The following is a 24,808-nucleotide window of genomic DNA, read 5'->3' as shown; positions in this document are numbered from 1 at the left end:
TTCTGTCAAGTCTCTTCTGCCCATCCACGCCCACGTCGCAGAATTTCTCCCAGCCCTTGCATTTCCTAGACTATCCGTGGTTAGTCTTGTGTCGTGAACCTTCAGCCATCCGCACCCGCGAACGGGATCGACTCCGCCCGGCTGGGTCAAGCAGTCAACGCAGCGAACATCCCCACACTCCTCGCCGTCCTCTATCAACTGACCGGCGATCGACAGTGGCTTTCCGCGCGCTACCAGCCGACCCGAAGCCGCGGCATGGACGACAACGCCACCGGCGGATTGTCCGACGACCTCCAGACCGAGGTCCGAGCCGCAACTGTCGACGCGGTCCTCGCCTGGGCCGGCGGCCGAGAGCCCGCACACCTCGCCCTCGACACCTCAGAACTCATGGAGGTCATGGAGTTCACCATGGGTGAGCCGGTGCCGCACGAGTTCGGCCCGATGATGGCCGAGGTGATGGGTTTCGACAACACGCCCGAACCCCACCCGACCCGCGCGGTTCCCACAGATTTCTCGGTTGTGGTGATCGGCTCCGGTATCGCCGGCATGCTCGCCTCGGTCCGCCTGAGCAAGGCCGGTATCAGCCACGTGGTCCTCGAGAAGAACGACAACGTCGGCGGATCATGGTGGGAGAACACTTATCCCGGCGCCGGGGTGGACACGCCGAGTTACCTGTACTCGTACTCGTTCTTCCGTCACCCGTGGTCGACACATTTCGGTAAACGCGATGAGGTCCAGCAGTACCTCGAAGACTTCGCCAAGACCTACAACCTGCGGACGAACATCCGTTTCGGCACCGAGGTCAGCAGCGTGGTCTACGACGAAGCCGCACAACGGTGGAACATCACCGCCCGCGACACCGACAAGAACCTGATCACACTCTCGTCCACTGCCGTGATCAGCGCGGTAGGTCTTCTCAACCGCCCGAAGATCCCGCCGCTACCCGGACTCGGCACATTCACCGGAGAGCTCTTCCATTCAGCGCAGTGGCCATCGGCCATCGACCTGCAGGGCAAGCGGGTTGCCATTGTCGGCGCCGGTGCCAGTGCCATGCAGATCGGACCCGCCATCGCCGGTTCGGTTGCCTCACTGACCATCTTCCAGCGCTCACCGCAGTGGATCGCCCCCAACGACGTGTACTTCTCGCAGGTCGGCGACGACGTTCATTGGCTGATGGACCATGTGCCGTACTACCACGAGTGGTACCGGGTGAGGCTGTCCTGGATCTTCAACGACAAGGTCCATCCGACCCTGACCGTCGACCCGGAGTGGACCGAGCCGAAGCACTCGATCAACAAGACCAACCATGGACACCGCGCGTTCTACACGCGCTACCTCAGCGACGAACTCGAAGGTCGCCCAGACCTCATCGAGAAGTGCCTGCCGGACTACCCGCCCTTCGGGAAGCGGATGCTTCTCGACAACGGCTGGTACCGGATGCTGAAACGCCCAGGGGTGGAACTCATCACCGAAGGCGTCGCGGAGATCACCGAGACCGGACTCAAGGACAGCGCCGGCCGCGAACACGAGTTCGACGTCATCATCATGGCCACCGGATTCCACACCGACCGTCTGCTCTACCCCATGGATGTGGTCGGGCGTTCCGGTGCCAGCACCCGTGAGGTGTGGGGCGAGCACGACGCCCGCGCGTACCTCGGCGTCACCGTGCCCGACTTCCCGAACCTGTTCATCATGACCGGACCGAACACGGCCCTTGGCCATGGCGGCAGCTTCATCACCATGCTCGAGTGCCAGATGCGCTACATCATGGACGCGTTGACGCAGATGGTCGATACTGACCTCGGTGCCATCGAGCCTCGTCAAGACGTCCACGACGACTACAACCAGTCGGTCGACGACGCCCACGCGTCGATGGTGTGGACCCACCCCGGCATGAGCAACTGGTACCGCAACGCCGACGGCCGCGTGGTTGCCGTCCTGCCGTGGCGAATCATCGACTACTGGTCCATGACCCGCCACGCCGATCTGACGGAGTACGTGACAGAGCCCGCAAGGCGATAGACACAAGTTCGCCGGCGCCCATCAGGGCGCCGGCGAATCTGTTTACCGCACAGTCTTATTCCAGCTCGACCAGCAAGTCGCCGCCTTCAACCTGCGACACTGACGTGATGGCGACCCGCTTGACGGTGCCGCCGGTGGGCGCGGTGATCGCGGCCTCCATCTTCATGGCCTCGATCGAACCGATCGCAGCTCCGGCCGCCAGCTTCTCCCCGGGTTCAACCACAATCGTGACCACACCACCGAACGGTGCGGCGATGTGTTTCGGATTCCCGGTCTGGGCCTTCTCGGCCACCGCTTCGGTGACATCGAGGCTACGGTCACGCACCTGCACCGGCCGCAGTTGCCCGTTCAGGATGCACATGACCGTACGCATCCCCCGCTTGTCCGGTTCACTGATCGCCTCGAGACCGATGAGCAACTCGACACCGGGTTCGAGTTCCACCCGATGCTCGTCGCCGTAGCGCAGGCCATAGAAGAACTGGTTCGCCGACAACGTCGAGGTGTCGCCGTATGCGACCTTGTGCTCTTCGTAGTCCCTGGTCGGGCCCGGGAACAGCAAGCGGTTCAGCGTCTTCCGACGCAACGCCGCATCCGGGTCCTGCAGATCGGCCGTGTCTTGATCTGACAGCGCCACTTCGGGTTTGGGCTCCGCCCGCCCGGCCAGCGCCCGGCTACGCAGGGGTTCGGGCCAACCACCGGCCGGATCCCCCAGCTCGCCGCGCAAAAATCCGATCACCGAATCGGGAATGTCGTAGGAGGTCGGATCATCGGCGAACTCCTTGGCACTGACGCCCTGACCCACCAGAGTCAAAGCGAGGTCTCCGACCACCTTCGACGACGGGGTGACCTTGATCAGCCGTCCGAGCATCCGGTCGGCGTCGGCGTAGGCGCCTTCGATCTGCTCGAACTGATCTCCCAGTCCCAGTGCGACGGCCTGCTGACGCAGATTCGAGAGCTGCCCACCGGGAATCTCGTGGGTGTAGACCCGGCCCGTCGGCGACGGCAACCCGGACTCGAACGGCGCGTACACCTTCCGCAACGCCTCCCAATACGGCTCGAGATCGCAGACGGCGCCCAAATCCAGACCGGTGTCGAACTCGGTGTTGGCCGTGGCCGCCACAATCGCCGACAACGCCGGCTGACTGGTCGTCCCGGCCATCGACGCCGATGCACCGTCGACCGCATCCGCGCCGGCCTGCCAGGCCGCATAGTAGGTGGCCAGCTGGCCACCGGGGGTGTCATGGGTGTGCACGTGCACCGGCAGATCGAAGTTGCTGCGCAGCGCGGTGACCAGCGCAGTGGCGGCCTGTGGGCGCAGCAGGCCGGCCATGTCCTTGATCGCCAGGACGTGCGCACCCGCCTCTACGATCTGCTCGGCCAACTTCAGGTAGTAATCGAGCGTGTACAGCTTCTCGTTCGGGTCAGACAGATCCCCGGTGTACGACATCGCGACCTCGGCGATCGTGGTGCCGGTCTCGCGGACCGCGTCGATCGCCGGCCGCATCTGATCAACATTGTTCAGCGCGTCGAAGATCCGGAAGATGTCGATACCGGTCGAAGCCGCCTCGGCCACAAACGCTTTGGTGACCGTTTCGGGATACGGCGTGTAGCCGACGGTGTTGCGACCCCGCAGAAGCATCTGCAGGTTGATGTTCGGCATCGCTTCACGCAACTGCGCCAACCGATCCCACGGATCTTCCTTCAGGAACCGCAGCGCCACATCATAGGTCGCCCCACCCCAGCACTCCACCGACAACAACTGCGGTGTCGCAGCGGCCACATACGGGGCCACCATGAGCAATCCGGACGTCCGTACCCGGGTCGCGAGCAACGACTGATGGGCATCACGGAAGGTTGTGTCGGTGACCCCCAACGCCTTTGAAGCCCGCAGATCTGCGGCAAAACCCTCCGGCCCCAGCTTCAGCAACCGTTGCCGCGAGCCATCAGCCGGTGAGCTGATGTCGATGTCGGGGAGCTTGTCGCGCGGATAGACCGTGGCCGGCCGCTCACCATGAGGCTTGTTGACCGTGACATCGGCCAAATAGTTCAGGATCCGGGTACCGCGGTCAGCAGAGACCCGCGAGGTCATCAGTTGCGGACGCTGCTCGATGAACGAGGTGGTGACATTCCCGGCCCGAAAGTCCGGATCGTCCAGAACTGCCTGCAGGAACGGGATGTTCGTGGCCACGCCACGAATCCGGAACTCTGCAACCGCGCGCCGGGCGCGGGCCACCGCTGTCTCGAAATCGCGACCGCGACACGTCAGCTTCACCAGCATCGAGTCGAAGTGTGCGCTGACCTCGGCGCCAAGAGTCGCTCCACCATCGAGCCGAATTCCGGCACCACCAGGTGTGCGATATGCGGTGATCCGGCCGGTGTCGGGGCGGAAGCCATTGGTCGGATCTTCGGTGGTGATCCGGCACTGCAACGCCGCGCCGCGAATCTGAACGGTGTCCTGCGACAACCCCAGATCGGACAGCGTCTGCCCCGACGCGATCCGGATCTGCGACTGCACCAGATCCACATCGGTGATCTCTTCGGTGACCGTGTGCTCGACCTGGATCCGCGGATTCATCTCGATGAACACGTGATTGCCGTTGCGGTCGAGCAAGAACTCGACCGTGCCCGCACACGAGTAACCGATCTGCTTGGCAAACGCCACCGCGTCCGCGCACATCTTTTCGCGCAGCTCCTGCGGTAGATGCGGTGCAGGCGCCAACTCGATCACCTTCTGATGGCGCCGCTGTACCGAGCAGTCGCGTTCGAACAGATGCATCACGTTGCCGGCGCCGTCGGCAAGGATTTGAACCTCGATATGACGTGGTTCGATCACCGCCTGCTCCAAGAACACCGACGCATCACCGAATGCCGACTTCGCCTCACGGCCAGCAGCTTCGATGGCCTCACGCAACTCGTCGATCGTCTCGACCCGGCGCATCCCGCGGCCCCCGCCGCCGGCGATCGCCTTGACGAACACCGGGAACGTCATCGATTCGGCTGCAACCATCAATTCTTCGACGTCATCGGACGCCTGTGACGACGCCAGAACCGGCAGACCCGCCTCACGGGCAGCAGCGATTGCTCGTGCCTTGTTCCCGGTCAGCTCCAACACCGCAGCACTGGGCCCGATGAACGTGATCCCGGCAGCCTCACACGCCGCAGCCAGATCGGGGTTCTCCGACAAGAAGCCGTATCCGGGGTAAATCGCGTCCGCCCCGGCGCGACGGGCCGCAGCGATGATCTCGTCCACCGATAGATATGCGCGGACCGGATGACCGGGCTCACCGATCTGGTAGGCCTCATCTGCCTTCAATCGATGAATCGAGTTGCGATCCTCATACGGGTACACCGCCACCGTGCCGGCACCCAACTCATACGCCGCACGGAACGCACGAATCGCGATCTCACCACGATTGGCCACCAGCACCTTACGAAACATCAACCCGCCTCCACCTTCATTCGCGCCGATCACTGCACCCACCGCGGGAACCGGACAGAACCCTGCATAAAGAAACCCTACGACCCGACTACATCCTCACAAATATTCAGGCCGTGACTGTGCGCTGTTTGTAACCGCCGTACTCACCGGGCGGACGGATGAGTGCGTTGGATCCGGCCTGTTCAATGACGTGTGCCGTCCATCCGACTATTCGGCGCATCACAAAAGTGGAGGTGAGTGATCCGAGCGCAAATCCCATCAAGTGATACACAGGTCCGGTTCGGATATCGAGATCGGATGTGATCCGGTCGCGGAGTCTATGTCTTCGAGGTCGGATCGTCGACGAATGCGTCGACGTCATCGACGTCCCGCGGGCCGTTATCCATCCGGTTCGCCAGGTAGGTCACGCCCCAGAGCACCACTCCGAGCAGCAACATCACGCCCGCGATCTTGTACTGGATCATCTGCGAGTCGGTGCGAGCCCACGGACCGGCCAGGAAAAGGCACAGGATCGCACCCAGTACCGGAATCCAGACCGGTGCCCGGAAGAAAGTCTTGTCGTCACCACGTTTGAGGATGAGGCAGCAGACGTTCACCACCGCGAACACGCAGAGCAACAGCAGCCCCGTGGTGCCCGCCAAGGCCGCGACAACATCGTTGCCCGACAACTGATTCACCACGATGATGAGTCCGAACGCGAGCAGCGTGGTGAAGATGATCGCGCTCCACGGCGACCGGCGGTTCGGCAGGACCCTGCCCAGACCTCGCGGAAGTACCCGCTGTTTGGACATTCCATAGATCAACCTGCTGGCCATGAGCATGTTGATGAGCGCAGTGTTGGCCACGGCAAAAACAGTGAGATACGGGAAGATCTCGTCGATCGGCACCGACGGTGCTCCGATCTCGACCACGTGAAGCAGGATGCCCTCGTCACCCGAGTCGTAGTCGAGCGGCAGCACCGCGATCACCGCGACAACGACAAAGACGTAGATCAGGCAGGCTATCCCCAATCCCGACAGCATCACCTTGGGAAAGATCTTCTGGGGTTCCTTGGTCTCCTCCACCATGTTCACCGAGTCCTCGAAACCCACCATCGCAAAGAACGCGATCGTGGTCGCGATGGTCACGGCCAGGAACCATCCCTTGTCGTTGGCGTCCTCGAACACCACCAGATTTCCGATGTCGCCCTCACCGGTTCCACGTCCGGCCGCCACGAAACCGATGACGATGACGATCGCAAGGGCGAGGATCTCCACCGCGGTCAGGACCACGTTGAACCGTACGGACTCACCGACCCCTCGCAGGTTGACCAGGGCCAGAACGAGCATGAAGCCGAGCGCCACCGCCAGCTGCGCACCCTCACCGGTGGGTACGTCGAACCAACCCAATCCGTCCGCGCTGCTGAATGATTCGTGCAGTCCCGCGAGCAGATTGCCTGCGACGACGTTGGAAGAGGTGGACGCACTGGTGATACCCGAGCACACCACCGCAAATGCCACCAGGAACGTGACGAAGTGGATACCGAAGGCTTTCTGCGTATACAGCGCCGCACCCGCACATCGCGGGAACTTGGTCACCAGCTCCAGGTACGAGAATGCGGTCAACGTGGCCACCGCGAACGCCAGGATGAAGGGTAGCCACGCCATCCCGCCGACGTTGTCGATCATCTGACCGGTGACCGCGTAGACCCCCGCCCCGAGAATGTCACCGACGATGAACAGGAGCAGCAGGCCGGGCCCCATCACCCGCTTCAGTTCGGGTTCAGATTTGGAAGCGGGATCAACTGTGGTTTCTGTCATTTCAGACCCTCCGGTCCCCAGGTGCCGCCTACCGGCCGCAACCGCTGTATCCGACGGAAATGATGATATTCCTCACCCTGGCCCAGACAGCTCGTTGTCATTTCTTTGTAACCCGCTCGTCGTACGGTGACGCCATGAGCACTGTGATCGAGAATGCCTACATTGTCACCATGGATGCCGGGCGGCGGGAGTTGCGCTCCGGTTCCGTGGTCTTTGACGGCAATATGATCGCCGCGGTCGTCGACGGGCGCGTCGACCCACAGGTCGCAGCCGTTTCCGAGGTGATCGACGGCTCCGGCTGCGTCCTGACACCGGGCCTGATCAACACCCACCATCACCTGTACCAATGGATCACCCGCGGCCTCGCCGCCGATCACACGCTTTTCCAGTGGCTCACCACGCTGTACCCGGTGTGGGCGGGCATCGACGAAGAAAGTGTCCACGTCGCCGCCATGGGCGCCTTGGGCCGGCTCGCGCTGACCGGGTGCACAACCAGCACTGACCACCAGTACGTCTTCCCCAAAGAGGGTGGCGACCTGCTGACCGCCGAAATACTCGCCGCACAATCGGTGGGACTGCGCTTTCACCCCACCCGCGGATCGATGGATCTGAGCGAGAAGGACGGCGGTCTACCGCCCGACAGTGTGGTCGAGACGATCGATCAGATCCTCACCGCGAGCTCCGATGCGATCGACCGCTGGCATGACCCGTCGCCCGATGCGATGGTCAAGATCGCCCTTGCCCCCTGCTCGCCTTTCTCGGTGACCGCGGACCTCTTGCGTGCGTCGGCGGAGTTGGCCCGCGAGAAGAACGTGCGACTGCACACCCACCTCGCCGAGACCGTCGACGAATCCGATTACACCGCGGAACATTTCGGTTGCACGCCTCTCGAATACATGGAGAGTGTCGGCTGGCTCGGCAACGACGTCTGGTTTGCCCACGGCGTTCATTTCGACGACAAGGCAATCTCCACACTCGCCGCAACCGGCAGCGGAGTTGCCCACTGCCCCACCTCCAATGGCCGACTGGGAGCCGGGATCGCCCGCACCCGCGACCTGATCGCGGCCGGCGTACCCGTCGGTCTTGGCGTCGACGGCGCAGCCTCCAACGAATCGAGCCGCCTGCTCGAAGAAGTCCACCAGGCAGTGTTGATGGCCCGCGCCATCGGCGGTCCCACCGCGCTGACCACCCGGGAGGCCCTCGAATTGGCAACCCTGGGCGGGGCCCGCGTTCTCGGATATCAGGGCACGCTGGGGTCCATCGAGCCCGGCAAACTCGCCGACCTGGTGCTCTGGCGGCTGGATGGCCTGGGCCACAGCGGTATCGAAGATCCGGTGGCAGCACTGGTACTCGGCGACATCCCGCCCATCGAACGACTGTGGGTCAACGGGAAAACCGTTGTCAGCGGCGGCGAACTCGTCACCATCGACGCCGAGGACACCGCACGCAAAGTCGCGGCCGCACACACCGCATTGATCGCCAAGGCGGGATAATGGATCTCCACACGATCGAAAGCATCGAAACACCACGTACCCGCGCCGATCTGACGGGGCTGAGCGCCACCGACGGCCTGATGTCCGGCGGTACCTGGTTGATGAGTGAACCGCAGACGCACCTGCGGCGATTGATCGACCTGCGCGGACTCGGGTGGCCCGACCTCACCATCACCGACGACGGCCTCGAGATTGCCGCCACCTGCACCATCGAGACACTCATTTCGGCACGCTACCCGGCGGAATGGGTTGCCACCCCACTCTTTTCCGCCGCCGCGCGTGCGCTGCTCGCGTCCTTCAAGATCTGGAAGAACGCCAGTGTCGGCGGCAACATCTGCCTCGGATTCCCCGCAGGCGCGATGATCTCGATGACCTCGGCCCTCGACGCCCGACTCCTGGTGTGGAAAGCCGACGGCAGTGATCGTATCTACTCGGTGCCGCAGTTCGTCGTCGCGCAGAACGAGACCATTCTCGAACCCGGAGACGTGCTGCGCTCCATCATGATTCCGGCTTCGTCCCTCACCCAGCCGACCGCGCTGCGCAAAATGGCCATGTCGCCGCTGGGCCGCTCCGGCGTGGTGGTCGTCGGGCGGAGCCGGCCGGCAGGCGCGTTGATCTCGGTGACGGCCGCGACCCGTGTCCCCTATGTGATCGCCACGGAATCGACGGAGCCCGATGAGGTTGCAGCCCATGTCGATTCGGCCATACCCCTGCAGGCCTACTATTCCGATCCACACGGCGCCGCCGACTGGCGCCGTCACGTCACCGGCGTTCTCATCCGGGATGTTGTTGCCGAGCTCGCCGGTTCGTGAAGGACAAAATACATATGAAGATCAACGGAAAACCTGTCGATGGCCGCCCCGCCCCCGGGCAGTGCCTGCGCACGTTCATTCGCGACCAGGGTGAGGACAGTGTCAAAAAGGGTTGCGACGCCGGCGACTGTGGTGCCTGTTCGGTCCTGATCGACGGCGAGCCACATCATTCGTGCCTGATCCCCGCGTTCCGGGTGGCCGATGCCGAGATCACCACAGTGGCCGGGCTCGGCACCCCCGACAACCTGCATCCGCTGCAGCAGCGCTTCGTCGACGCGGCCGGCTTCCAGTGCGGCTTCTGCACCGCCGGGATGGTGGTGACCGTCAGCGCGCTCGATCAGGCTCAACGAGACGATCTGCCGCAGAGTCTCAAGGGAAACCTCTGCCGCTGCACCGGATATCGCTCCATCTGCGACGCCATCAACGGAGTCGTGGGTGTCGAGAAGGTCTCCGCAGGAGATCCGGGGCCCTCGGTGGGCCGGTCGATCCCGGCACCGGCCGCCGCGCGCATCGTTACCGGCACCGAGCCGTACACGATGGACCGGCTTCCCGCCGATCTCGGACACATCGCCGTCGTCGGAAGCCCACATCCGCATGCCCGGATCGTGTCGATCGACACCACAGCTGCGCAACAGTTGCCCGGAGTGCGCGCGGTACTGACCCACCGGGACGATCCCGGGGTGCCCTTTTCCACGGCGCGCCACGAGAACCGTCTCGACAATCCCGACGACACCTACGTTTTCGACACCACCCTTCGTTTCGTCGGGCAGCGGGTCGCCGCCGTGGTCGCCGATTCGATGACCATCGCCCGCCGGGCCGGAGAGCTGATCGTCGTCGAATACGAGGTCCTACCCGCCAATTTCGATCCGGCACTGGCCACCGAACCCGGCACGCCCCTGGTCCACGGCGACAAGACCACCGATGCCCGCATCGCGGATCCGCAGCGCAACCTCGTAGTCGAATTCGGGGGTACCACCGGCGATGTGGAGGCCGGTGTCGAAGCGGCCCGAGCAGCGGGCGGAACCGTGGTGTCCGGACGCTGGCAGACCGCACGGATCCAGCACACACATCTCGAGACCCACGGTGCCGTCGGCTGGCGGGATGAGAACGGCCGCTTCGTCATTCGCTCGAGCACTCAGGTCCCGTTCCTGACCCGAGATGGGCTGTGCCACATCTTCGGCCTGGCCGTCGACGACGTCCGGGTCTACACCTCTCGGGTTGGTGGCGGCTTCGGCGGTAAACAGGAATTGTTGACCGAAGACCTGGTGGTACTGGCGATGATCAAAACCGGCCGTCCGGCGGTCTACGAGTTCACCCGGACCGATCAGTTCACCATCGCGACGTGCCGTCACCCGATGCGCGTCGACGTGACCGCGGCCGCAGGCGCCGACGGTGTACTCACCGCACTCTCGGTCTCGGTGCTGTCCGACGCCGGCGCGTACGGCAACCACAGCATCCCGGTGTTGTTTCATTCATGTAGTGAATCCGTCGCCCTGTATCGGTGTGCCAACAAGCGCGTCGACGCACGTGCGGTGTACACCAACAACATTCCGTCCGGAGCGTTCCGCGGCTATGGGCTCGGGCAGGTCGCGTTCGGGATCGAGGGGGCGATCGACGAATTGGCCGCGCAGCTCGGCATCGATCCGTTCGAGATGCGCCGGATCAACACCACGGTTCCGGGTGACCCGTTCGTGACGTGGGAAGTCGAGGACGACGACCTCGAGTTCGGCAGCTACGGCCTCGACCAGTGTCTGGATCTGGCCCAGGAGGCACTTCATTCGGCTCGCACCGATCCCACGCGCAATGGCGAAGTCTTTGCCGACCAGCCGCATTGGCGAGTGGGCGAAGGTATGGCCTCCACGATGATCGCGACGAATCCGCCGCGCGGCCACTACGCCGATGCACGGATGTCGCTGACCACTGATGGCCTGTTCGTGGCAGCCGTGGGTACTGCCGAGTTCGGCAACGGAACCACCACCGTTCTGACCCAGATCGCGGCGTCGGCACTGGGCTGCGCGCCGACCCAGATCGTCATCCGCCAGTCCGACACGGACGTCATCGGTTACGACACCGGCGCATTCGGCTCGGCCGGCACCGTCGTTGCAGGCAAGGCGCTGAGCCTGGCCGCGGACGAACTCCGCCGGAAGATTCTCGAGATCGCGGCCACCGAACTCGGGGCAGATCAATCCGAGTGCGTTCTGGGGCCCCAGGGCGTGCAGGCCGGAGCCGCCTTCATCGATCTTGCCGGTATCGCCGCAGCCGCCGGTGGACCGGTCGAATGCGAAGGCACCCACAATGGCAGCCCGCGGTCGGTGGCATACAACGTGCACGCCTTCCGGGTCGCGGTCAACACTGCGACCGGCGAGGTCCGCATCCTGCAGTCGCTGCAGGCCGCGGACGCAGGTGTGGTGATGAACCCCGGGCAATGTCGCGGACAGATCGAAGGCGGTGCGGCCCAGGCCATCGGTACGGCGTTGTACGAGGAGATGATCATCGACGAAGGTCACGTGATCACGCAGGTGCTTCGGAACTATCACATCCCGGCGCTGGCCGATGTGCCCCGCACCGAGGTGTACTTCGCCGACACCTATGACTCCATCGGCCCACTGGGCGCGAAGTCGATGAGCGAGGCGCCCTACAACCCGGTTGCACCGGCTTTGGAAAGCGCCATCCGCAACGCGATCGGCGTCCGGATCCACGAGTTGCCGATGAACCCGCCCAGGGTCTGGCGAGCCCTCACCCCCTGACCACACCCGGTGCAAAAGTGGGTGGGTCAGGACGAAATGGTCCGAGCCGTACCGGTTTCCATCTTGCCGGAGACGATCTGTAAGCCGTGGTGGGTCCCGGTCTTGAGCCAGCGAGACAGGGTCGGGCCCTCGGCAAGAACAGCGACCTTTGCATAGCGGGCCCGTCCCGTCAGCTTGGTCGCCGCGATGTCCACGCCGCCGTCAACCGGCTGGGCAAAACCGAGAGAACCCTTGATCGGGAACGACGGCCCGCGCCCATCGGACTGGGTTTGCACCAGCCAATCGCGTGCCGAGACACCGGCGCCTTCGAGGACGTCACCGGTGAAGTCGGCCAGTACCTTTGGCAACTGCCAGTGGAAGCGACCACCGTGCACCGAGGCGGCCGAGTCGACGGCGATGAACGGCACCGACAACCGAGGCATCATCCCGAGCCCACCACCCGGCCGCCGCAGGACCGGACTGGCGAGGATTTCGCGATACGGTCCGACCGGCGAGTCCAGGTAGTCGACAACCATTCCCACGGTCATGTTGATCGTCGATTCTCGGCCGCCGAGGGCGATGGCTTCGTCGGTTGCCCGATGCCACCAGAGTGTGGCCCGCACCGACGCGGGCCATGGCGGTGGAGAGCTGACCGGCAACTGCGCCGGGGCACTTTCGGATTCGACAACGCTCCACATCAGCAGGCGTCCTTCGACGCTGCAGAGGTGGTCACGAACAGAGGTAGCCGTAGCGCCCCTGGCGCATCTACCGGCACCACGGGTGATGTTGGCGTTACCGCGGTGACACGCACGTACGCTTCGCCGATCTCCGGACGCTGATCGACCTCACCCTTGTTGGGCCACAGCGCAATCGCACGTTCGGCCTGCGCGGTGATGGTCAGCGACGGGTTGACACCCAGATTGGCGCTCACCGCCGACCCGTCGACCACATGCAGCCCCGGATGTCCGAAGACACGGTGATACGGGTCGACCACACCCCGCTCCGAATCCGCTCCGATGACGCAACCGCCCAGGAAATGAGCAGTCATCGGGATGTTGACCACTTCGGCCATCGAACCGCCCGGATCGCCGTCGATCTTGTCGGCGAGCAATCGGATCGCCGTATGTCCCTGTGGAATCCATTCGGGGGGCGGGTTTCCCGAACCGGGCCGACTCGTCAGCTTCCGGCCGAAGATGCCGCGCTTGGACGCCAGCTCCAGTGAGTTGTCATCGGTTTGCATCACCAGTGCGATCACCGTCTTCTCCGACCAGTGCCGCACCGAAAGACTCCGGACGAACGCTCCCGGGTGGCGAAGTGCGACCCCGACCGTCTTGAGGACCCGTGGCGTCCGGCCACCGCCGTCGGACAACACCGTCTGCAACAACCCGATGGCGTTGCTGCCCTTGCCGTATCGAACCGGCTCGATGTGCGTGTGGTCGTCCGGATGGAACGACGACGTGATGGCGACACCGTTGGTGTAGTCGATATCCCGGTTGCGAGCGGTCGCGGCCAGCACTGCCTCGGAGTTGGTGCGCACGACCGAACCCAGCTGATCGGACAGCTGTGGCAGTTCCCCGGTCTCCTTCATCGCGAGCAACAACTTCTGCGTGCCGTAGGTTCCGGCCGCGAACACGACCTGGCCGGCAAAGATGCTTCTCTCGCGACGACGCAGCTTGGCACCTGTGCGCCGGGTGACGATCTCGTATCCGTCGTCGGACGGCCGAACCGCGCGCACCGTGGTCAACGGCAGTACCGTCGCCCCGGCCTTCTCGGCCAGATGCAGGTAGTTCTTCACCAGGGTGTTCTTGGCACCCACCCGGCATCCGGTCATACAGGACCCGCATTCGGTGCAGGCCGTCCGCTCGGGGCCGGCCCCACCGAAGAACGGATCTGCCACGCGCTCACCGGGATTACCGAACAGGACACCCACCGGTGTGGTGGTGAACGTCGAGCCGACACCCATGTCATCAGCCACCTCGCGCATGACCTTGTCGGCGGCCGTCACACTCGGGTTGTCGACAACGCCCAGCATTCGACGGGCCTGGTCATAGTAGGGGTCCAGTTCGTCGAACCAATCGGTGATATCGCCCCACTGCGGGTCTTCGAAGAAGCGTTTCGGCGGCTGGTACAGCGTGTTGGCGTAGTTCAGCGATCCGCCACCGACCCCCGCCCCTGCCATCACCAGGACATCGGGTAGTAGATGGATGCGCTGCACGCCATAGCAACCCATCCACGGTGCCCACAGGTACTTGCGCAATCGCCAACTGGTCTTCGGCAACTCGTCGTCTTCGAAGCGACGTCCGGCCTCGAGAACCGCTACCTTGTAACCCTTTTCCGTCAAACGGAGCGCGGCAACCGATCCGCCGAAACCGGATCCGACAACCACCACGTCATAGTCGTTCATGCAGGCTCGCTTTCCCGTGGCTGCGGAACCACTGCACCGCTGCCGAGTTCGAAGTCGTTGAGATTTGTTGTGCGCAGGAGCTTGCGGAACTCCCAGGTGAACGTCGGCCACATGACCGAGTTGCGGCCCTTGCGATCGAAGTACCAGCTGGAGCATCCGCCGGCGTTCCACACGGTGTCCGTCAATTGCTCGTCGATATCCGCGTTGTAGGCCTCCTGCGCCTCACGCTTGACATCGATGCTCGACAACTTCCGGTCGGCCATCTGCGCGATCGCCGAATTGATGTAGTTCGCCTGCGATTCCAGCATGTACACGATGGAACTGTGTCCGAGGTTCGTGTTCGGTCCATACATCAGGAACAGATTCGGGAAGCCATTCACCGACGTTCCCCGATAGGCACTGGGACTGCCGTTCCACGATTCGGCAAGGCTACGGCCGTCGGCGCCGTGCAATACCTGTGCCACCGGCGGCTCTGTCGCGGTGAAGCCGGTGCCGAAAACCACCGCGTCGACCTTGTGTTCCACCCCGTTTCCATCGACAACCCCGTCCGCGGTCATTGCCGCCATCCCGGTGTCCACGAGGTTCACATCGGGTCGGGCGAGGGTCCGGAGCCACGTGTTGCTCAGCAGCATTCGTTTACAACCGATGGTGAACTTCGGCGTCAACTTCTTCCGCAGCACCGGATCTTTGACCTGTCTGCGCAACTGGCTCTTGGCGAGCAATTTGAACAGCGGCAACAGGAACGTGAACTTCGCCAGCGCGAGGACGTAGCCCTCGCGGTAGACGTAGAGGCCACCCCTGGCAAGCTTCTGCGACGGGGGCAACACCTTGTACAGGGTGCGCTCCGGTGTGCCGATCGAACGATCAAGCCGAGGGATGATCCACGCCGGTGTCCGCTGGATGACGGTCAGATGTTCTGCGGGATCGGCCAATTCGGGGACGAACTGGATGGCCGATGCACCGGTTCCGACCACCGCGATGCGCTTGCCTGCCGGGTCGAAACTGTGATCCCAGGTGGCGCTGTGGAACATCGTCCCGGTGAAATCTCCGATTCCGGGGACATCCGGAAAGCTCGGATTCGACAGGGTGCCAGTGGCAGCCACCAACACTTGGGCCGAGGTGACACCGCGGGACGTCTCGACCTGCCACCGCGAGGTCACCGAATCCCAGCGCGCAGTGAGCAACTCGCAGTCGAACACGGTTCGCTCGCGCATCCCGTGCTGGTCCGCCACCGACTTCAGGTAGTCGAAGATCTCCGGCTGACGGGCGTAGTTGTGTGTCCACGCCGGACTCGGCGCGAAGGAGAACGAGTACAGGTTGCTCGGAACATCGCACGCCGCACCGGGATAGGTGTTGTCACGCCAGGTTCCGCCCACATCCGACGCACGTTCGATGAGCACCACGTCGGATGAGGTCTTTTCGGTCAGGATCTTGTGCGCCGCGGCCATCCCGGCAAAGCCGGTTCCGACGATCAGCGTGTGCACCTGCGCGGGCAATGCTGCCAGCGGGGCCGTGCGTGCGGGCGAAGTACTCATGTGCGGGTCACCATTGCCTCCCATATCGGGACGAGGCGCGCGCGCATCTCCCGGTCGGTTGTGTCATTGCGAAAAAGAGCCGAAACCGCCAGTCCCCTGGCCAGTTCAACGCTGATCTCGATGGCTTCCGGCGACATCCGGTCACCGAAGATCGCCGCGCTGCCTGCCTGAATGGCCTCGTTCACCCGCGCCTCGAGGGGTAGCACCGCGGCGTGCAGCACCGGATCGGTACGCGCTGCGATCCACAGTTCGAGCGCGGCATAGAACAGCGGCCCGGAAAAGGCATCGAGAAACAGTTCGACCCCGGCGTTGTCGTCCGCCACATGGGCGTCGAGCATCTCGGCGAGCCGTTGCTCCACCAGATGCTCGACCGCCGCGACCACCAGCGACTCCTTGGTCGGAAAATGATGCAGCTGCGCGCCCCTGGAAACCCCCGCGCGACGGGATATCTCCTGGGTACTCGTCCCGGCGTAACCCTTGTCGATGAGGCAGCCGATCGCCGCGTCGAGCAGTCGGGCCCGCATCTGCGCGGTGCGCTGAGCCTGGGTACGACTGGGTGTCACATCCGGGTCGGCGGACCCTTTTGTGTCATCGGTCGTTGATGTGTTTGTCGCCACACGAGCGACAGTAACCGAGAAGTAAGAAACAGTCCAGTCTGTTTGTAAGTTGAGTTCGGGGTTCTGGCTCCGACAGAAGCACACGGTCCAGTCATAAGCACACGTTGCAACGTGTGCTTATGACTGAACCGTGTGCTTTTGCGGATCTAGCGGGCCAACACACCCTTCGCGACATGGGTGATCTGTATTTCGTTGCTCCCGGCGTAGATCATCAGCGACTTGGCGTCGCGGGCCAGCTGCTCAACGCGGTATTCGGCCATGTAGCCGTTGCCGCCGAACAGTTGCACGGCTTCCATCGCGACGTCCGTGGCGGTCCGCGACGAGTAGAGCTTCATCACCGACGCCTCGGCCAGATCGAGCGGCTTACCCGCCTTCGAGCGTTCGAGCGCGTGGAACACCATGTTCTGCACATTGAACCGGGCCACCTCCATCTCGGCGAGCTTGAGTTGGATCAACTGCAGATCGGCAATGGGCTTGCCCCACAGCGTGCGCTGTTTCGCATAGTCGATCGACAGCCGCTGGCACTCGTTGATGATGCCGAGCGACAGCGTCGCGATCCCCACCCGTTCCATGGCAAAGCCCGCCTTGGCACCTTCGCCACCGCTGCCCTTTCCGGTGTCCTCGGTCTCCCCGAGCAAGCGGTCCTTTTCGAGCACGACGTTGTCGAAGAAGAGCTCACCGGTCGGCGACGACATGATGCCCATCTTCTTGAACGGTTTGCCCTGCGTGAAACCCTCCATGCCCTTGTCGAGCACAAACGTGAGGACCTTGCGGTGTCGCCGGTCGACGTCGGGATCACCCTCGTCGAGCTTCGCGAACACCACCACGGTGTCGGCGTACGGCCCGTTGGTGATGAACGTCTTCTGCCCGTTGAGGATGTACTTGTCACCGTCGCGCCGAACCGTTGTCTTCATGCCGCCCAGCGCATCCGAACCCGAATCCGGTTCCGTGATCGCCCATGCCCCGACCTTGTTCAAGGTGACGAGATCGGGCAGCCACCGCTTCTTCTGGGCCAGCGTTCCCCGTGATCTGATGGTCGAGGGTGTCAGTCCCATGCTGACCCCCATCGACGCGACGATGCCCAGACTCACCCCGGACAACTCGATGTTCAAGATCGACGCCATCGACGTCATACCCCCGCCGGACCCCGACTTCGGCTCGGCCTCGCCGCGCGCCACCGCCTCTTCGTGAGCAAGGTCCTTCTCGAGTGCGTCGGCCGCCATGGCATCAATTCCGAACGACTTGAGCATCAGCCGGATGATGTCGTAAGGCGGCAGATTTCCGGTCTCGAGCTCATCGACGTGGGGCCGGATCTCCTTGTCGACAAAGCTCCGGACCGCATCCCGCACCATCAGGTCTTCTTCGGACCACTCGAACATTCAAATCCCCTACCGTTGGCGTATCCACTCGATACCAACACTAGAACAAGTTCCAGTTCGTGTGCCTGGTTCAGGAATCGGGTCCAACTCCTAGCCCCCGAACCGGACCCGCCACCGCCCGTTGCGTCGAGACAGGTTCACGATGTGATTGGGCGCAACCTCGACACTCCAGAAATCGCAACCAAGCGCAGCTGCGACCACCCCTTGCGCGGTCCCGCTCGTCACCACCGCGGTCAGGTCTGATTCCGTACAGCCGATGAGCCAATCATCAAGTCGTGCAACAAAGGCAGTAACGCTCTCGCCGCCGTGCGAGGCGAAATCCGGGTCCGTCAGCCAGGTACGGAGCTCGATCGGATCGACCTGCTCGGGGTCCAGCTTGTTCCACGTCCCGAGGTCGATCGCCCCCAGCCGCGATTCAACCGGGCCGATGGCGCCGATCAGCTCAGCGGTCTCGATGGCCGCACGTTCCGGCGCAATATGCACCGGGTCCGGATACGGCAAACGCAGCCGCGCGCAATCGGCGCGACCGCGTTTGTCGAGTGGTTCATCGGCACCAAATCTCAGTGCCGCGTTGGGCCCGGTCCGGGCCGCGGTGACCAGTCGCAGTTTCAGCCGACGCTCGCAGATGCCGGAACCTGAGCCGCACGTGTCTGACGCTTGCCGATCACGGTCAAGATCACCGCGAACGCCAGCCCGAGCACAGTCCAGAGGATGACCTGGTTCAGAACCGAATAGAAGCGGAAATCACCGAAGGCATCGGCCGGGAACCCGGACATGACAATGGTGTCTCCGTCCAGGAGTTCACCCGGTATCTCGTCGTACTTCGGCAACAGCAGAATCGCGACGCCGGCAGCCACCAGGTAAGCCGCGCCCGAAACGATCGCCGCGTAAAGTCCACCGATCTTCGGTGCCAGGTAGAACGCGAGAACCCACGCGGCGATCATGAACGCAACCGACAGCACCGTGATCGTGAGGAACGAACTGGTTCGCCCGTTGATGGTGCCTTCCAGGTCGACCGCGGGAGGATTCGCCGGGTATGCGCAGAACGGGATCAGGTAAGCCGCGACGAACCCGGACAGCGCCAGCAGACCGGCCACCGAACGGGGGTCGACCTGCGGGTAGCGACGTCCGACGTACGCCCAGGCGACGGTGAACGCGACCGCCAGGAACGCGCCCATGATCAGACCGAAGGCAACCGTCCCGACGCCAACACCCAAATTCTGTTGGATGGTGCGACTGACCACCTCTTCGCCGTGTTCGTGGACGCCGCCCGCGACGGCGATCTCGGCGTCCGAGCGCTCACCCTCATAGGCGATGGCCCGGTCCACCAGCGGTTCGATGTAGATGCGGGCAAACACGAAGGAGAACAACCCGCCCACGATCCCCGCGACCAGGCCGGCCCCTATGAACTTCTTTTCCATGTTCTCAGGTGCCCCTCAGTGGCACGGGAAGCCGAGGAAATGGCGCGCATCGTGCACGAACTCGTGCACATGGGTGTCGGCGCCGAACACGGACACCGCGCCCTGGTCGTAGCCGAGGAAGTAGTAGGCCAGCGCCGCGACGAAGGTGGTCGCGGTCAGCCATAGCGCGGTGTTGACCACCGACACATCAGGTACGGCGACTGCGAGCCTGGCACCACCAGGACCTGGCTGTGCCGCTGAAAATGCTTGGGATACTGAAGGACTCGACAACTGAACTCCTCTCGCGGGTAGACGCGCCCGCGTTTCGATGGATGTTCGCTGGGTGTAGGTGCTCTGACTCGTTCCCCGGATGCTGGTGACTCCGTTGAACTCACAGTGGCGCGACCGTTCCGGACTCTCACCGGATTTCCCGTCCACACAGCGTTGGGGCTGACTCTAAACCTGCGCGTTTTGCCCGGTCAAGACGGACGGTGCAGACCACCTGTCATATCGATCCCCGGCGCCGTTGTCAGACCACTCATGGATCATGGAGCAATGGCCGCCCGCAAGCCCTCACCGCCGAAGTCCGCCGGTATCGACACCCAGCAGGTCCTCGGCCGGTTCACCGCGCCCACCCGGGCGTGGTTCACCGCTGCGTTTCCCGAACCCACCGCGGCCCAACTGGGTGCCTGGAACTCGATCGCCGACGGCCAGAACACACTGGTGGTGGCACCGACGGGGTCCGGAAAGACGCTGTCGGCTTTCTTGTGGGCGCTCGATCAGCTCGCTGCCCATCCCACCCCGGAGGGAGCCGAGCCTGCGGGTACCCGGGTTCTCTATGTGTCGCCCCTGAAGGCGCTGGCGATCGACGTCGAACGCAACCTGCGTGCACCGCTGATCGGGCTGACCCGGGCGGCACAGGATCTGGGCGAACCCGTCCCCGAGATCACTGTCGGCGTCCGGTCCGGTGATACGCCGCCCGCCCAGCGCAGGCAACTGCTGCGCAAGCCACCGGACATCCTCATCACCACACCCGAGTCGCTCTTCTTGATGTTGACGTCGTCGGCCCGGGAGACGCTGACCTCGATAGAGACCGTCATCATCGATGAGGTTCACGCGGTGGCCGGGACCAAACGCGGGACGCACCTCGCGGTCTCTTTGGAACGTCTCGATGCACTCCTGGACAAGCCCGCGCAGCGCATCGGGTTGTCGGCGACCGTGCGGCCCCCGCAGCGCGTGGCCGAGTTCCTGTCCGGGAGTCGCCCGTGCACGGTGGTGCAGCCGCCTGCGCAGAAGACATTCGACCTGTCCGTCGATGTCCCCGTCGCCGACATGACCAACATCCCGGTGATCGCGGGCACCGACGGGTTCGACGATGAGGCATCGGCACCGGTTGCCGGATCGCTGTGGCCGTATGTCGAGAGCTCCATCGTCGATCTGATCGAGAAGAACCGGTCCACCATCGTCTTCACCAATTCGCGTCGACTCGCCGAACAGCTGACGGCCCGGCTCAATGAAGTGCACGCCACCCGAATCGGCGAAGCCCCGGAATCGCGCCCGAATCCGCGGGTGCCCGGCGGCGCGCCGGCCCAGGTGATGGCCAGCGGCGCCAGCAAAGGTGCCGCCCCCCTGCTCGCCCGCGCACATCATGGTTCGGTCAGCAAGGAGGTCCGCGGACAGATCGAAGAAGAGCTCAAAGCTGGACGCCTGCGCTGTGTGGTCGCCACCAGCAGTCTCGAGCTGGGCATCGACATGGGCGCAGTTGATCTGGTCATCCAGGTGGAGGCACCGCCGTCGGTGGCGAGCGGCCTGCAGCGGATCGGCCGGGCGGGCCATCAGGTCGGAGAGATCAGTCAGGGCGTCCTGTTTCCAAAACATCGGGCTGACCTGCTGCGCTGCGCGGTTGCCGTCGAACGGATGACCGACGGACTCATCGAAGAACTCACGGTGCCGGCGAATCCGCTCGACATCCTCGCGCAGCAGACCGTCGCCGCCTGCGCCACCGGCAGTATCGGCGTCGACGACTGGTATCAGCTCGTGCGCCGCAGCGCGCCGTACGCAACGCTGGCGCGGCCGGTATTCGACGCCACCCTCGATCTGTTGTCGGGGCGCTATCCGTCCGACGAGTTCGCCGAACTGCGGCCACGGATCGTCTGGGATCGGGCGCAGGGCACGTTGACCGGGAGGCCCGGAGCGCAACGCCTGGCCGTCACCTCGGGCGGCGCGATCCCCGACCGCGGATTGTTCGCCGTCTACATGGTCGGCGAAAAGCAAACGCGGGTAGGCGAACTCGACGAGGAGATGGTCTACGAATCGCGGGTCGGCGATGTGTTCGCCCTGGGTGCAACCAGTTGGCGAATCGAGGACATCACCCACGACCGGGTCCTGGTCACGCCGGCATTCGGGCAGGCCGGGCGTTTGCCGTTCTGGCATGGCGACAGCATCGGCCGGCCGGCCGAGTTGGGTGAGGCCATCGGCCGGTTTGTCGGCGAACTCATCGACGACAAGAAGCTGGAGTCACACGCGAAGCGCCTGGGGCTCAACGATTTTGCCCGCGACAATCTCGCCCAGCTGATCTCCGAGCAGCAGGCCGCCACCGGCCACCTGCCAACCGACCGCACCCTGCTGGTCGAGCGATTCCGCGACGAGCTCGGTGACTGGCGGGTGATCCTGCACTCCCCCTTCGGTTTACGGGTGCATGCACCGTGGGCAAGTGCGGTCGCGGCACGCCTGGAACAGGATTACGGTATCGACGGGGCCGTCTCGGCAGCTGACGACGGCATCATCGTCCGCCTACCTGACACCGACGACCAGCCTCCCGGCGCGGCACTGTTCGGGTTCGAGGCCGACGAGATCGAGCAGATCGTCACCGAGCAACTCGGCGGGTCCGCCATGTTCGCCTCCAGGTTCCGCGAATGTGCCGCCAGGGCGCTGCTTTTGCCGCGCCGCAACCCGGGACGTCGGGCGCCGCTGTGGCAGCAACGCCAACGCAGTGCGCAGCTACTCGATGTGGCCCGGAAATACCCGCAGTTCCCGATCATCCTCGAGGCGTTTCGCGAATGTCTGCAGGACGTCTACGACCTCCCCGCGTTGACCGATCTGCTCACCAGGATCGCAACACGGCGCCTCCGGATCATCGAGATCGAAACGCAGACACCTTCTCCGATGGCTTCGTCGTTGCTGTTCGGGTATGTCGGCGCCTTCATGTACGCCGACGACGCGCCGCTGGCTGAGCGCCGCGCCGCCACCCTGTCCCTGGACACCGCGTTGTTGGCCCAGCTCCTGGGACGGGTCGACCTGCGAGAGTTGCTCGACGCGAAGGTGATCGCCGATACCGAGGCCAAGCTGCAGCGCCTGCATCCCGATCGCCAGGCCCGCGACATCGAAGGCATCGCCGACCTGTTGCGCTGGCTCGGACCACTGAGCGCCTCCGATGTGGGCCTGCGCTTCACCGGCGACGATCCGCAACCTCTGCTCGACGAACTCGTGGCCTCGGGCCGGGCCATCACGATCCAGCGCGGCGAAGCACAGTTGTATGCGGCCGCAGAGGATGCCGGACGCCTGCGTGACGGGCTGGGTATCCCCCCGCCGCAGGGACTTCCGCTGGCATTCCTCGAACCGGTGGACGACCCGCTCGGCGACATCGTCGGCCGCTATGCGCGTACCCACGGACCGTTTGTGGCATCCGACGCGGCCGAGGCGCTGGGAGTCGGTGTCGCCGTCGTCCGCGACACCCTGGTGCGCTTGGCCGGACAACGACGAGTGGTCGAGGGAGATTTCCGGCCCGAACCTGCAGGCACTCTGAGCGGCGCCGAACAGTGGTGCAACACCGAGGTACTCGCCGTGCTGCGACGAGGTTCCCTCGCCGCGAGCCGCGCGGAGATCGCGCCGGTGAGTCACGAGACCTACGCCCGATTCGTCACCGGCTGGCAGCACGTCACCGCACGGGCACGGCTGCGCGGCATCGACGGTGTGTCCGCGGTGATCGATCAGCTTGCCGGAGTACCCATTCCGGCATCGGCATGGGAGTCGCTGGTCCTGCCCGCACGGGTGGCCGACTATCGCCCCGACATGCTCGACGAATTGACCGCCGGTGGCGAGGTGCTCTGGGCGGGTCACGGAAGGCTGTCCGGATCGGACGGCTGGATCAGTCTGCATCCGGCGGATGTGGCGCAGGACAGTCTCCCGATCCCGGTCGATATCGACACGAGCGAGTTGCATCACCGGCTACTCGAACAGCTCTCCTCCGGCGGCGCCTTCTTCTTTCGGCAACTCAGCGACGCGCTCACCCTCGGCGGTGTGGCTCCGCTCGGTTCAGATCTGGAGACGGCGTTGTGGGATCTGGCGTGGGCCGGGCGGATCAGCAACGACACCTTCAGTCCGGTGCGGGCGCTGCTCGGCCCCGGTCGCAAATCGGGTGCCACCCGCAGCGCCCCGGCGCATCGTGGACGCAGTCGGTTCGCCCGCACACCCCGCACTGCGCCGCTGTCGATGACCGGGCGATGGTTCGCCCTGCCCGAGCCCACATCCGATCCGACACGAGCGGTGGCCGCTCAGTGTTCGGCATTGCTCGACCGGTATGGCGTGGTGACAAAGGGGGCGGTGATGACCGAGGGCATCGCCGGCGGATTCTCGCGGGTATACAAGGCGCTCAGTGGATTCGAGGACAGCGGCAAGGTCCGGCGCGGGTATTACATCGACGGGCTCGGCGGCGCCCAGTTCGCTGCGACCACCACAGTCGATCGTCTCCGCGACGAGGTCGAGACGACCGGCACCTTCGCTCTGGCACTCGCGGCCACCGACCCGGCCAACCCGTATGGCGCGGCGTTGGCATGGCCGAAACAGGCCGAGGGACACCGGCCCGGCCGCAAGCCGGGCGCGCTGGTGGTTCTCGTGGACGGGCATCTGGTGTTGTTTGTCGAGCGCGGCGGAAAAACGGTTCTGACGTTCAGCGAAAACGTCGCGCATCTGGAGGCGGCGTCCGGGGCTCTGGCGAAGGTCGTGATCCGCGGTCAGGTCGACCGGCTACACGTCGAACGGGTCAACGGCGACCCGGTGCAGACGAGCGACCTCGCCGCACATCTACGCGAGAGCGGATTCGCGGCCACACCCCGAGGGTTGCGACTACGGCGAACCGGCTGACCCGGATCACCGGAACCTCACGGTGTGGCGGACACGGCAG

16 protein-coding genes are annotated in these 24,808 nt (G+C 64.3%); 5 read left to right on the top strand and 11 right to left on the bottom strand.

Translation table 11 applies throughout. The features are described 5' to 3' along the window. The first annotated feature begins 93 nt into the window (after positions 1–93). Positions 94–2,022, top strand: coding sequence for a flavin-containing monooxygenase (locus AC56PL_RS22970; protein ID WP_497155240.1), 1,929 nt, complete (start codon positions 94–96; stop codon positions 2,020–2,022). Between the two features lie 55 nt (positions 2,023–2,077). On the opposite strand, the gene AC56PL_RS22965 is transcribed toward AC56PL_RS22970, so the two are convergent. The 3 genes from AC56PL_RS22965 to AC56PL_RS22955 form a co-directional block, all read right to left on the bottom strand. Further along, complete coding sequence (locus AC56PL_RS22965; protein ID WP_497155239.1) at positions 2,078–5,461, bottom strand: pyruvate carboxylase; 3,384 nt, start codon at positions 5,459–5,461, stop codon at positions 2,078–2,080. Between the two features lie 106 nt (positions 5,462–5,567). Next, a complete protein-coding gene (locus AC56PL_RS22960) occupies positions 5,568–5,822 on the bottom strand; it encodes a citrate/2-methylcitrate synthase (RefSeq protein ID WP_497155238.1) in 255 nt (84 codons plus the stop codon). Next, a complete protein-coding gene (locus AC56PL_RS22955) occupies positions 5,779–7,260 on the bottom strand; it encodes an amino acid permease (RefSeq protein WP_495517814.1) in 1,482 nt (493 codons plus the stop codon). The genes AC56PL_RS22960 and AC56PL_RS22955 overlap by 44 nt, the downstream gene beginning before the upstream one ends. Positions 7,261–7,394: 134 nt before the next feature. On the opposite strand from AC56PL_RS22955, the gene AC56PL_RS22950 reads away from it, so the two are divergent. Genes AC56PL_RS22950 through AC56PL_RS22940 form a run of 3 tightly spaced genes read left to right on the top strand, consistent with a single transcriptional unit; the run spans position 7,395 to position 12,312 of the window. Then, positions 7,395–8,753 (top strand): 8-oxoguanine deaminase, encoded by a 1,359-nt coding sequence (locus AC56PL_RS22950; protein WP_497155237.1) that lies wholly within the window; start codon positions 7,395–7,397, stop codon positions 8,751–8,753. Further along, the gene (locus AC56PL_RS22945; RefSeq protein WP_497155236.1) at positions 8,753–9,565 is read left to right on the top strand and encodes an FAD binding domain-containing protein; all 813 of its coding nucleotides are present in this window, start codon (positions 8,753–8,755) and stop codon (positions 9,563–9,565) included. The genes AC56PL_RS22950 and AC56PL_RS22945 overlap by 1 nt, the downstream gene beginning before the upstream one ends. Before the next feature lie 14 nt (positions 9,566–9,579). Beyond that, positions 9,580–12,312 (top strand): molybdopterin-dependent oxidoreductase, encoded by a 2,733-nt coding sequence (locus AC56PL_RS22940; protein WP_497155235.1) that lies wholly within the window; start codon positions 9,580–9,582, stop codon positions 12,310–12,312. Between the two features lie 26 nt (positions 12,313–12,338). Here AC56PL_RS22940 and AC56PL_RS22935 read toward each other — a convergent pair whose 3' ends face one another. From AC56PL_RS22935 to AC56PL_RS22900, 8 genes are all read right to left on the bottom strand, one after another. After that, on the bottom strand, positions 12,339–12,989 hold the full coding sequence (locus AC56PL_RS22935; protein WP_495517818.1) for a hypothetical protein: 651 nt from the start codon (positions 12,987–12,989) through the stop codon (positions 12,339–12,341). Continuing rightward, positions 12,989–14,695 (bottom strand): GMC oxidoreductase, encoded by a 1,707-nt coding sequence (locus AC56PL_RS22930; protein ID WP_497155234.1) that lies wholly within the window; start codon positions 14,693–14,695, stop codon positions 12,989–12,991. The genes AC56PL_RS22935 and AC56PL_RS22930 overlap by 1 nt, the downstream gene beginning before the upstream one ends. Further along, the gene (locus AC56PL_RS22925; RefSeq protein WP_497155233.1) at positions 14,692–16,230 is read right to left on the bottom strand and encodes a flavin-containing monooxygenase; all 1,539 of its coding nucleotides are present in this window, start codon (positions 16,228–16,230) and stop codon (positions 14,692–14,694) included. Before AC56PL_RS22925 ends, AC56PL_RS22930 begins: the two co-directional genes overlap by 4 nt. After that, positions 16,227–16,754 carry a TetR/AcrR family transcriptional regulator gene (locus AC56PL_RS22920; protein ID WP_497155315.1) on the bottom strand — a complete coding sequence of 176 codons (528 nt, stop codon included), beginning with the start codon at positions 16,752–16,754 and terminating at the stop codon, positions 16,227–16,229. The genes AC56PL_RS22925 and AC56PL_RS22920 overlap by 4 nt, the downstream gene beginning before the upstream one ends. A 239-nt stretch (positions 16,755–16,993) precedes the next feature. Further along, positions 16,994–18,226: an acyl-CoA dehydrogenase family protein gene (locus AC56PL_RS22915; RefSeq protein WP_495517821.1), complete on the bottom strand. Its 1,233-nt coding sequence runs from the start codon at positions 18,224–18,226 to the stop codon at positions 16,994–16,996. Between the two features lie 90 nt (positions 18,227–18,316). Continuing rightward, entirely contained in the window at positions 18,317–18,790 is a 474-nt protein-coding gene (locus tag AC56PL_RS22910; protein ID WP_497155314.1) for a histidine phosphatase family protein, read from the bottom strand. Positions 18,791–18,834: 44 nt separating this feature from the next. After that, the gene (locus AC56PL_RS22905) at positions 18,835–19,647 is read right to left on the bottom strand and encodes a CbtA family protein (RefSeq protein ID WP_497155232.1); all 813 of its coding nucleotides are present in this window, start codon (positions 19,645–19,647) and stop codon (positions 18,835–18,837) included. A 15-nt stretch (positions 19,648–19,662) separates the two neighbouring features. After that, the gene (locus AC56PL_RS22900; RefSeq protein WP_495518399.1) at positions 19,663–19,833 is read right to left on the bottom strand and encodes a CbtB domain-containing protein; all 171 of its coding nucleotides are present in this window, start codon (positions 19,831–19,833) and stop codon (positions 19,663–19,665) included. A 348-nt stretch (positions 19,834–20,181) separates the two neighbouring features. Here AC56PL_RS22900 and AC56PL_RS22895 point away from each other — a divergent pair, with 348 nt between their 5' ends. Next, on the top strand, positions 20,182–24,768 hold the full coding sequence (locus tag AC56PL_RS22895; RefSeq protein ID WP_497155231.1) for an ATP-dependent helicase: 4,587 nt from the start codon (positions 20,182–20,184) through the stop codon (positions 24,766–24,768). The last annotated feature ends 40 nt before the right edge of the window (positions 24,769–24,808 follow it).

The organism is Williamsia sp. Y721, from assembly GCF_059683565.1.
The sequence above is the reverse complement of the archived record's forward strand: the minus strand, read 5'-3'. Positions and strand labels throughout refer to the sequence as shown.